Source organism: Synechococcus sp. R6-5 (assembly GCF_047461775.1).
Lineage (GTDB): Bacteria > Cyanobacteriota > Cyanobacteriia > Thermostichales > Thermostichaceae > Thermostichus.
Window position 1 is genome coordinate 1 of the sequence record NZ_JANSHV010000173.1, and the last position, 10,450, is coordinate 10,450.

The 10,450-nt window shown below is 50.9% G+C and carries 9 protein-coding genes; 5 read left to right on the plus strand and 4 right to left on the minus strand.

Annotated features, from left to right (window positions below; all coding sequences use genetic code 11):
* Positions 1-147: 147 nt before the first annotated feature.
* The gene (locus tag NW818_RS09665) at positions 148-1,068 is read left to right on the plus strand and encodes a branched-chain amino acid transaminase (RefSeq protein ID WP_011432133.1); all 921 of its coding nucleotides are present in this window, start codon (positions 148-150) and stop codon (positions 1,066-1,068) included.
* Between the two features lie 65 nt (positions 1,069-1,133).
* Complete coding sequence (locus NW818_RS09670) at positions 1,134-1,652, plus strand: phosphoribosyltransferase (RefSeq protein WP_414329088.1); 519 nt, start codon at positions 1,134-1,136, stop codon at positions 1,650-1,652.
* 214 nt (positions 1,653-1,866) lie between these two features.
* Here NW818_RS09670 and NW818_RS09675 read toward each other — a convergent pair whose 3' ends face one another.
* Entirely contained in the window at positions 1,867-5,640 is a 3,774-nt protein-coding gene (locus NW818_RS09675) for an FkbM family methyltransferase (RefSeq protein WP_414424428.1), read from the minus strand.
* A 203-nt stretch (positions 5,641-5,843) separates the two neighbouring features.
* Between NW818_RS09675 and NW818_RS09680 the strand changes: the two genes are divergently transcribed.
* Positions 5,844-6,395: a type IV pilin protein gene (locus NW818_RS09680; RefSeq protein ID WP_414424429.1), complete on the plus strand. Its 552-nt coding sequence runs from the start codon at positions 5,844-5,846 to the stop codon at positions 6,393-6,395.
* A gap of 109 nt (positions 6,396-6,504) precedes the next feature.
* Here the strand turns inward: NW818_RS09680 and NW818_RS09685 are convergent, their stop codons facing one another.
* From NW818_RS09685 to NW818_RS09695, 3 genes are all read right to left on the minus strand, one after another.
* Positions 6,505-7,455, minus strand: coding sequence for a glycosyltransferase family 2 protein (locus NW818_RS09685; protein WP_414424430.1), 951 nt, complete (start codon positions 7,453-7,455; stop codon positions 6,505-6,507).
* Between the two features lie 17 nt (positions 7,456-7,472).
* Positions 7,473-8,390 carry a 2OG-Fe(II) oxygenase gene (locus NW818_RS09690; protein ID WP_414424431.1) on the minus strand — a complete coding sequence of 306 codons (918 nt, stop codon included), beginning with the start codon at positions 8,388-8,390 and terminating at the stop codon, positions 7,473-7,475.
* A 561-nt stretch (positions 8,391-8,951) separates the two neighbouring features.
* Positions 8,952-9,095, minus strand: coding sequence for a hypothetical protein (locus tag NW818_RS09695; RefSeq protein WP_011432125.1), 144 nt, complete (start codon positions 9,093-9,095; stop codon positions 8,952-8,954).
* 171 nt (positions 9,096-9,266) lie between these two features.
* Here NW818_RS09695 and NW818_RS09700 point away from each other — a divergent pair, with 171 nt between their 5' ends.
* Both NW818_RS09700 and NW818_RS09705 read left to right on the plus strand, forming a co-directional pair.
* The gene (locus tag NW818_RS09700; protein WP_414424432.1) at positions 9,267-9,731 is read left to right on the plus strand and encodes a hypothetical protein; all 465 of its coding nucleotides are present in this window, start codon (positions 9,267-9,269) and stop codon (positions 9,729-9,731) included.
* A 15-nt stretch (positions 9,732-9,746) separates the two neighbouring features.
* Positions 9,747-10,450: glycosyltransferase (locus NW818_RS09705; RefSeq protein WP_414424433.1), on the plus strand; the 704-nt coding region annotated here is incomplete at its 3' end.

Genomic DNA, 10,450 nt, shown 5'->3' on the forward strand with positions numbered 1-10,450 from the left:
GGTTTTGGGGGTTAGAGGCATGCTCTACGCCTATCCCGCGTGCTGCTACTACAGGCAGGGAAGTCATGCTGACGTTGGAGCTCCCGGCACTGCACGAATCGGTGATAATATTCCTACCTCTCATTCCTACCCCGGTGGGTGCCGACCATGCCAGATTTTCTGCCCTACGCCTACTTTCAGGGCCAGATTGTCCCCTTTGCTGAGGCGAAGATCTCCATTGCCACCCATGCTCTGCACTACGGGACAGCGGCGTTCGGCGGCCTACGCGGGATCCCTGATCCGCAAAACCCGGATCAAGTTCTGGTGTTCCGTCTGGATCGCCATTGCCGACGACTGAGTCAAAGCGCCCGCCTGCTCTGTTTTGATCTCCCTGCTGAACGGATTGAGCAGGTGATCGTCGAGCTGATCCGAAAAAACCGTCCCTCCACGTCTTTCTACATCCGCCCCTTGGTGTACACCTCCGACCTAGGCATCTCGCCGCGGCTGCACAACATTGAGAAAGACTTTTTCGTGTACGGCTTGGAACTGGGGGACTACCTCTCGCCAGAGGGAGTCAGTTGCCGCATCAGCTCTTGGGCCCGGCAAGAGGATCGCAGCCTACCATTGCGGGGCAAGATCACCGGCGCCTACATCACTTCCTCTTTGGCCAAAACCGAGGCGGCGCAGGCTGGCTATGACGAGGCCATTTTGATGAACTCCCAGGGCAAAGTGAGCGAAGCCTCGGGCATGAACATTTTTATTGTGCGCAATGGCGTGCTGATTACCCCCAGCTTCGACCAAGATATCTTGGAAGGGATCACCCGCGACAGTGTCCTCACCCTGGCCCGTGATCTGGGGATCCCTACCCAAGAACGGCCCGTTGACAAATCGGAGCTATTGATTGCTGACGAGGCCTTTTTAACCGGCACTGCTGCCAAGATCACCCCCATTCGCCAGATCGAGCAGTACGTCCTGCCCCCCTCCCGCCCCATCACCGAGCAGTTGCGGCAGAAGCTGACGGCAATTACCGAAAATCGGGATCCCGTCTATGCCCATTGGGTGAAGGTGATCCCTCTGAAAGAAAGCTAGTCCCTAGTCGAGGGGAGAAGCGTCATTATTAAACTGAGCACTCTAGATGGGTAGAGGGGGATCCCTTGCACGAAATTTCCATTACCTGGGCCGACTACCACCGCAAAATCGAGGAGTTGGCCGTCAAAGTCTACGAAAGCGGGTGGGAATTTAACCAAATCGTCTGTATTGCCAAGGGGGGGCTGCGCATCGGCGATACCTTGGCCCGTCTTTTCGACCTGCCCCTGGCTATTCTCTCAGCCTCTTCCTACTCTGGGCCCGGTAACCGCCAGCGGGGGCAACTGACCTTCTCGCGGGATCTAGCCATGACCACCGCCAACCTGGGCAGCCACGTGCTGTTGGTGGACGATCTGGCAGACTCTGGCATGACCCTAAAGCGCTCTGTCCACTGGCTCAAGCACCACTACGGCTTCTACATCGAGGAGATCCGCACCGGCGTACTGTGGTACAAGGCCGCCTCCGTCTATCAACCCGACTACTATGTGGACTATTTGCCGGATAACCCTTGGATCCACCAGCCCTTTGAGCCCTACGAGCAGATGACGCCTCAGCAGTTGATGCAGTTGCTACGCTCTTCCGGCTAGTTGAATTTGCTCAAATTGGCTTGCTCGCGGCGCCTGCAGTGTCTAACGTCAGTTGGACTTCTTGGCATGAGCTGTCTACTTACGATTGCCCACCCCCACTGCAAGCTCTGTTCCCCAGAAAAGTTGAATGACTTGCTCGTACAACAGAAACCAACCAGCCCTGGAAAGCTCCTTGCTCAACACAAGCAAAAGAGCAAAATTCGGATCCAACTTTCTAAACCGATATCATGTCTGCAACTTTTTCCAGATCTGAAGGATGAATCGCAATAATGTTTAGAGCAGAAACTGGGTATTGCTGAGGTCTGACCCTAGTTAGCTTATTCAGGAAACGATTGTACGTATAAAACTCATAGCCTAAAGGCTCCAGTATTTTAGCTGTAGCAGTTCCGGTAACCTTGGAGACATGTCTGTTCTCGAAAATAATGATAGGGTGGCCGGCGGCAAGTAATTCTAGCCCACCGGAGACAACCTGCTCTTCTGCACCTTCTGCATCAATCTTGATGAGATCAATCTGGGGTTCACCTCTCGAGCGCCAGACAGAGTTCAGAGTAATGAGATTTACAACCTTTCCATCATTCGATACTTGTTCCGGCCTTTGCTTTGAATCGCCGATAGAGTTGAATACACTAGCTCTTTCTTCTTGTAACTGAACAGTGCCTTCATGATCCCCAGCGGCGGCTTCTATGAGGAAGACAACATCCTCTAGGGAGCTGGCACTTATTGTCTTTCGCATACACTGAAGACAAGAAGCCGTGGGCTCAATTGCGATTACACTACCCGTAGGGCCTACCCGATGTGCAGCAAGGAAAGTGTATACCCCAACATTTGCCCCTACATCGATTACGTTCATCCCTGGTCTTAAAAAGTGCTTGCAGAAGCTAATCTCGTCCTCAAACCATTCTCCTTGAGTAAGTAGGACGCGGGTGACAACACTCGAGAACGAAGGCTCGAGGGAGAGTCTGCAATTTTCATAGTCAAAATAGAGATCGGGCTGCGCAGGGAAAGAGGCTGTTTGCACTTGAGACACAACCTCCCACAGTGCAATTTCCTTGACCAGGCATGCTTGGCGATGAGTTGGATCAAGGCTAAGTATATGGTTAATTGGTATTAGCCCTTCTATCTTTTTCTGCGAGAGAAGCTCAATCGCTACCGCCAGAGCTGCTTGTTCATCATCTGGATCTATCGAATAAGTTAGGTTCCAAAATCGCATGGCTTCTGGGCTGTATACGACCCCAACGTGAGCAGCCATCCACTTGGCTAGATAGTATAGGTAACTGTATTTTGTATAAGCACCCGGATCCGCAGAACCTTCGCTTTCAACCCAGATAGGAACATCTGTCAACTGAGAAGGTTGCATACTTTGTGCTTCCGTGCATAGAAATTCTAGGAGAGCGTAGGCATCTTCAAAAGCGCGAGAGCGATCGCCCAATACCAATAGGGCATGGATTCGGTTTAGCCAACACGGAACATGATAGGGATCCCTTGCCAAGCCCCTTCGCCACAAAGACAGCGCTTCTTCCCAAGCGGATTGGTGCGTTGAAACCGAAGCATCAGCACTTAGGGATCGAATGAGCTGGATCCCAGCTTGATTCCATTCATCTGGAGTTGAGTACAAGTCGTTGGGGTGAAACGTATAAGTTTCGTGGGATTTACCTTCGAGAATGTGGAAGAAAGCAGCTTCCATGCTACGAGCGTGTTCTCTTGGATCCCAAATTACTGACCAACGACGGGAATCCCTGATATTCCTCTTGATCTGGTTAATCCACTTTGGATCATTGCCCAGTTGGATCCCACGTTGGATAAACTCTTCTACTGACCAAGTGATACAATCTTCAAGACCGATATTTTTTAGCAGACTGTAGCTCATTCGGCCGTAGTAATGGCGACCTACTAAGGTAAGAACTGGCACACCCATGTAGAGAGCTTCCATAGTGTGGGTTGCACCTGTGTAGGGAAAGGTATCGAGAACAAGATCCACCAAAGCTAGTTGGCCCCGGTGCTCTTCCACGCTGCTTGCTTGAGCTAGAAAACGGACGCGATCCAAAACATCCAATTCCTTAGCTCTTTCCTGGTAACGCCTGATAACTGTGGCAATTTCCCCTGAGCCTTTGACAATTAGGATACCGTTAGGTACGGCTTTTAGAATCTTCAGGTGAGCATCAATGCATTCAGGGGTGCGCTTGTAGGCACTGGCCGCAGTTAGAAGAACAATATCTTGCGGATCGATTCTCAGCTTAGCTCTGAAATCTATCTTATCAGCGGGCAGGATGTCCAGATAGTCCACAGCACAGTAGCTAGGCAAGCGGATAATTTTTTCATGGTAATCGGCCTGTGCATCTTCAGGAAGGACATAGGGATCGGCGAAAAAGTAATCAAATTCTGGCAAACCGACAGCATCTCCGCCAAGCCAACCAATTTGGATAGGAGCGGCCCGCAAAGCTGCTACGATGCTGGCATCGTGACTGGTAAGGGAGTCCATAAAAACCATGATATCGATGCGATCCTCACGCGCTTGAGCAGCTACTTGAGGCGGCTTGGTTTCTCCTGGAAAAAAGCGAAAATGGAGATTTTCGTGAGAGCGAAACTTTTGATACATATTGTCATGACTGGCCATATCTTCATTTTTCCACCCCTGGTAGTAGTAGTAGACAACGTCCAGAAGATCGCGAGATAGGTTCCTGAGAGTAGCCTCACTGAGAAAGCCAACCGAGTGCCGATGAAAGCAGCTACCCAAAAAGCCCACTCGCAACTTGCGCTCAGCTCTACCGGATCTGCAGTAATCTTGCTGGTTTCTCTGCCAATACTCTGACCAGAGGAAGTCTCGCTGAGAAGCCATTAAGCTTAGGCAGTCGTTAAAGATTCTACCACCAATTTGTTGGTAATGACGAATCAGAGAGCGATCGTCAGTTAGATAACTCCAACAAAAGCAAACTCGAAATATAATGGATTTGGAAATTGTTAAGCTCTCAAGTAGATTTTCGTCATCAATTTTTAAGGACTCTAAGTTAGTTTCCCTTGACAAAATCAAGTCTATAATTTTTTGAATAACAAGGTTTATCCGTTCTGGCTGGGCAGCATGGATCAACTTTTCCAGCGATTCTGATAGAAGGGATAGACGAAGAGTAAAGTTCTCTTGCACCTGTGAGCTCTCGGCCGCCGTGATGAGAGCTTCTCCTAAAATGGAATAGCCATCACTGGTAGAGTTCTGGAAGAAGGCGCGGGCTGCCCTCTGAAAAAAGTCACCGATTAAGTCCTCTATCGTCCACAAACCTTCATAGCGCTTCGCCTGCTCGGGATCCACCGCATTGGCTAGCTGGGCCAGCAAAGCAGCAAATCCAGATCTTTGTTCCTCCGGAAGAAAGACTTGTAAAGTTGTGGCCACCTCAAAAAACAAGCTCAGGTAGCCATCGTCCCATAGCCGCGCGAGCAATTCAGTAAGGAGTGGCTCCTGAGTAATATCGAGGCTCTTCTCGCCGCCTAGGCTCTCCAGTAGGGCTTGCCCATAAAAGCCAACTGCCAGCTCATCCTGAGCTTGCAGGGCCCGCATCAGCAAAACTTGGGCATTGTCCCGCCGGCTTAGATCCAGCTCAAAGGCCATCTCCCGCAGCTTCAGACAAGCCTGAAGACGCTGCTGTGGATCCTGCGTGGGGCTATTTTCTAGACGGCCTGCGAGGGATAGTAACAAATCCAAGACTTTCTCCTGGGACAGGATCCCTGTTCTCACCAGAGGCGTGTAGAGCTGGTAAGCAAGGCTCAGCTGGCCAGCAGCCAAGGCCTGCTCCAGCGCTGACAAGGTAATTGCCTCTGGCTCAGAGGGGGAAGCCAAATCATTGGCTGAGGAGAGGTCAAAGAAACCCCATAGGAACTCCTGCCAATCCTTTGCGTCTTGCTCTCGGTAAAAAGCCACCAACCACTCCACAAAAGCATCGGGAGACTGCTGAAGCAGTTGCTTGGCTTCCAGGATCCGGGCTTGCAGCGCAGGGTTCATAGGTTGAAGGAAGAGTGCTAGTCTTAATCTGCCATGCTGAGGCCGGCTCAGCTAAACCACTGACCTGTGTCAGGCTCATCTGGCAAAAATCCGCAATTGCGCCAGGGAGCAGGCTGTTATGAATCGCCCTTGAGCGGGGTAAGTTAGCACTAGCAGGTGAGCTGCACAGTTAACTCTCTAGTTTGCTAAAGGATCTGGTACTCATGAGCGCAAAGTCTCGTCAGTCTCTGTTGCGGGCCAAACTGGCTCAGCAAATTCTCTCCAAAGCCAAGGGCTTCACCCTGATTGAGCTGTTGGTGGTGATTGTAATTGTGGGTGTGCTGTCTGCAGTGGCAATCCCGCAGTTCTTAAACCAAGTGCGCCGCTCCCGCACTGCTGAAGCTCAAGCAGCTCTCACGGCAGTGGGTCGTGGTTCTGAAGTCTATCGCCTAGATGTTGGCGTGTACCCGGACAACTACACCAGAATTAAGTTCGGATGTCCTACCACTAGTGGGGCTGATTCCTGCGGCGCTAGGGGCGATAAGTTTATGAATGATCCCTGGAGCGCCCCCAATTACGAAACACCAGTGGCCAGCAATGTTACTAGTACTGCGCCTCAGGGGATGCGCTGGGACACCACTGCTGTCACGGGTGCAAGCCGCTACGTTAACGCTTCTGGCAACAGAATTCAATGCACCATTGGCCTGGGAGCACAGGAGACAGTTGTGGCTACTGAGTCTACCTTTGTTGGTAAGAGCTGCAACGTCTTTGACTAGTTTCTATCTCTACTTTATGTACTCCGTGGCTCCCTGTGGGGAGCTTTTTTATTTCAGTTGCTCCAGTCTCCCTCAAGAGTAGGCAAGGGCTCTAGGCTAAACCAGTGAACTAGAGCGAGGACAGTAACTGTGATGGGTAGGAGATGCGAGTAAGAATACCCTTTTCGATGAGGTTCTGGTTGGTTTCAGGACTGCTGTAAAGTATGAACTCTTGATAAAGAGCTTCCATGCGAGTTCTATCTCCTGAGCAATAAGCGTCCCGTGAGGCCAAGTGAAAGGGAACCCGAATAGGATTAGACTTTGAGCGCCACCAGTAGTCGGGAAAGTTTCCCAGTTGAGCATACTTTTTATAGTAGTTTTGAAAGCCGCAGTTTAAGTAGTGCAAAATAGAGGGGAATGATGTTACCAAGGTATGACATTCTGGAATATCAAAGCTATGTACGCTATTGGGTAAGAGAGTGGGATGGATCCGAGCTGCTGACTTTCCATTTTGATAAGCTAAAAAGTATTGACTCTTGCCGGAAACTCTCTGAAACTCAGTACAGAGTCCTGGCTCTAAGGCAGCAGGGTTTTTCTTAAATAGAGTGACATCGCGAAAATAGTCCTCGACTTCAAATACTTCAGGAGCTGCTTCGTGGTTTAGGAACGTAACCTGGAATATATCGTCGCTTACTTGATCAAACCAATCCAAAGCCATCATCTGGCCAGGATAAAAAAGCTCATCTCCATCAATATGAAGAATCCAGTCCATGCCCTGATCCAGGGCAAGTTGTATAGCAGTTTCTACGTTAAGGATCTGACGAGCCATGACCTCATAGCCAACATGAGGGCCATATTTTGGGTAGAGAACATTCCCTAATGCTTGTTGGACTTGCAAAGCTTCATCGTTGGGAATAGCCGTTACATCGGAAAACTGAAGTGCCACCTGAATAGCGGGATCCTCTGGATCGTCAAAGAAGATATAAATATGGGCAATTCCAAGGGCAAGGTGATAGCGAATGAACGACTCCAAGCACACGCCTGGATCCCGAACAGTGGTAATTATGCAAACTCTGGCCATGGTGGATCTGCAAGCCTTTAGGTGAATTGCTTAGATCCTAACCAGGTATTGATAGTGAAGCGGCTATCGGCAAAGGCTTGGCTAGGGCTAAATACCGGCAGGATTTCATGTAGGCAACTGCTGGAGAAGAAGACGATGCTGTTATTTGTAGGAGTTACCTCATCGTATGCCCCGTGCAGGATTGGTGGATGAGGTTTTTGCCTTTGGGTATCGTAGATGCGCAGCTCACCTCCTCGATAAGGCTTTGGCTCTTTGTGAAAGTAATATACGCAGCTCACCTGGCGGAAGGCAGTTTGTGGGTAGGAGTTATCGGTGTGGGCGGTAAAGAAGCAGCCATCATGGCTGGCAATCATCTCCATCTCAAAGATTTGAATGTCAAAGTTCTCAATGCCTAGCTCGGCGAAGATTTGGGGAGCAACAGCCGCAATTTTTTCTCGCAGCAGGGATCCATGCTCCTGAAAGTAAGCGAAGTCCAGCCTCAGGGAGCGGCGAAATTTTAGTGACTCTGCCTCGGTGTTGCTCTTGCTGTAGCTCTTGGAAGGGATAAACTTGTCTTGGTGGGTAATGGCATGTTGGAGAATGGCTTGGTTGAGCTCTTGAGGCAGGAAGTTATCCAGCTTGATGTATTTACAGGGGTAAAACCGGTTGGGTTCTGAGGGATCCGGCTGGGTAAAAGTCAGGAATACCGGGTTAGCTGCCAGCAGTGATCCAGGGCCAATTGCTTGGATGTGAGCGAGATCCTGCTCGGTTAACCCTTTGTGCTGGGGATCCCAAGTGAGGAGATGGATCCCTTGGCCTAGATTGGGCAAAACCTTCTGCAGATGAAAACTGGGATCTATCCCCATCAAATCTAGGTTGGCTTGGGCTATGGCTCCGTAGCGGCAATGGTTGACCAAGTATAGGGCTGAGTCGGCCAAGTAATCCCGCAGTAGCAAAGACTGAAGCAGACAGGTACGGTAGTCCGTGAGTTCAGTCCAGAAACAAACGCCAATCTGGGTCTCTGGGAAACATTGACCGAGATCTGCCAAAAGGGCAGGAATGGGGCCTTCTAGGAGTAGAACCCGTTCTTCTAATCCCAACTGAGAAATTTGGGTTTGGATATCTTCTGTGCTGATTGACTTTTCGGATGAGCTCTGTAGGGGATTCCGTAGAATCACTGCTAACTTTTCAGGATAGCGAAGCATTGCCTGCAAAACAGCTGCGGACTCTTCCCAGCCAATCTGGCAGAAGATTTGCTGGCTAGGAAGGCAGGCTAAAGCCCAATCTAAGAGCTGGGTGAGACTCTGAGCTTGCTCCAGTTCTAGGAGAAGATCCTGAGCAAGGTCTTGGCAATCCATGGGGAGGGATCCCTGACGTCTGCTCTAGCTTAATGTACCCGGATCCACCCCCAGTTCTCACAACTTTTAGGCCAGGCGCTCAGCCCTTTGCTGCTCCAGTTCAGCCTTGGCAGGCATCAGTTCCCCAGCGGCAGTGGCCCACAGAATCCAGGTGGCCTCCTACCCTCCCACTTCGCTGGGTACAGCCTCAAAACCTCGCTCGGCATGGGTGGTGGAGATGAGCAAGTCCATCTGGCACGTGTGCCGCCAGCTTTCCATGGGTATGCCATTGTCGTAGGAGAGCTCGTCTTGGGTAGGGGCCATCCAGGCAGGTAAACTGGATTCGGCTCTTGCAGACAGGGATCCATGGGGTTGCTTATAACCTATGCTCGGCTTATCGTTTTCCAGGGCAACAGAGATCCCTTGTTGTTGTGTCCAATCCTAGTAGCCTGTAGGAGCTAGAAGAACCTGCCGCTCAACTTGGGGAGTCGAGAAATGCAAGACATCAAGGCCAATGCTCCGCGAATTCTCCTCAATTGGCCAACTCCGCCAGACTATATCCCGCCCCCGCAGCTTTCAGATCGGCAGGTCAGTCTTTGCCCCAAGAGGAGAGCCAAGGGCTTTGGACTAAACTTTGTCAATCTCTCTAAGGAATTGGTGGAGTGCCCAGAGGGAGACTATGACCTCTATGACTTTGTGCAGCAGTCTGAGCAAATTACAAATAAGGAGTTTGACCTAGTTATTGTTTGGACTTCCAGCTTTGACCAGAGTAATCCCCTAAATACAAGGAAGTTTAAATGCCCCACACTCTTGCTAGCTGGAGACACCCACCACTGGAAACTTCCCATCAACCATCTCTTGGCCTACTGGGCTACTGAAGGCTTTGATTACGTCGCTACTGCCTATAACTTCCAGCATTTGCACTGGTTTGCCGCAGCAGGCGCTGAGAATCTTGCCTAGTTGCCTCTTATCTCCATGCGCACTGTTACCCACGATTGGGTGGAAGATAGAGAAAATCAAGTGGTCTTTATCGGCCAACAGGGATCCCGCCATCCCAGGCGTTGCCGGCTGGTTCAAGCCATAAAGAATGCAGATTTGCCCATCCTCATCAAAACAGCCAACCGCCAAGAGGCAGCCAAATGGTTTGCCCATTCTCTGATTTCCTTTAACTGCAGCCAAAATGGGGATCTGAACTTAAGGAACTTGGAAGTGATTTCCGCGGGGGGCTTTCTGCTTACTGACCAGCTCTCCTTCGCCTCAGGATTGGACGAACTTTTGGCGCCCGGCACCTACTGCGACACCTACAACTCCGAAGCCCAACTCCTGGAGAAAATCCGCTACTACCTAGACCATCCCCGGGAGGCCATTCAAATTGCCCGCCGCGCTTATCACACTTTCGACCAACACTGGCATCCCCGCCACCGCATTCAGAACCTGCTGGACTGGGTGTTTGGGGGAGAGCTGCCGGAGCCCTTTCGTTACTCGCCCCGCTCTGATGTGCGCTACTTTGTCAGCACGGCCAGCTCTGCCTGGATAGACACACGACTAGGAATCTACGAGCCCATTCAAGAGCTGCATCGCGTGCAGGAGCGACTGAGGGTATTTGTTGGCCGAGGCTGTCCTGGGGTGATAGCCGCGGACTTGCTGGACTTGCCGCGGCTGGAGCTGTATGTGGAAGA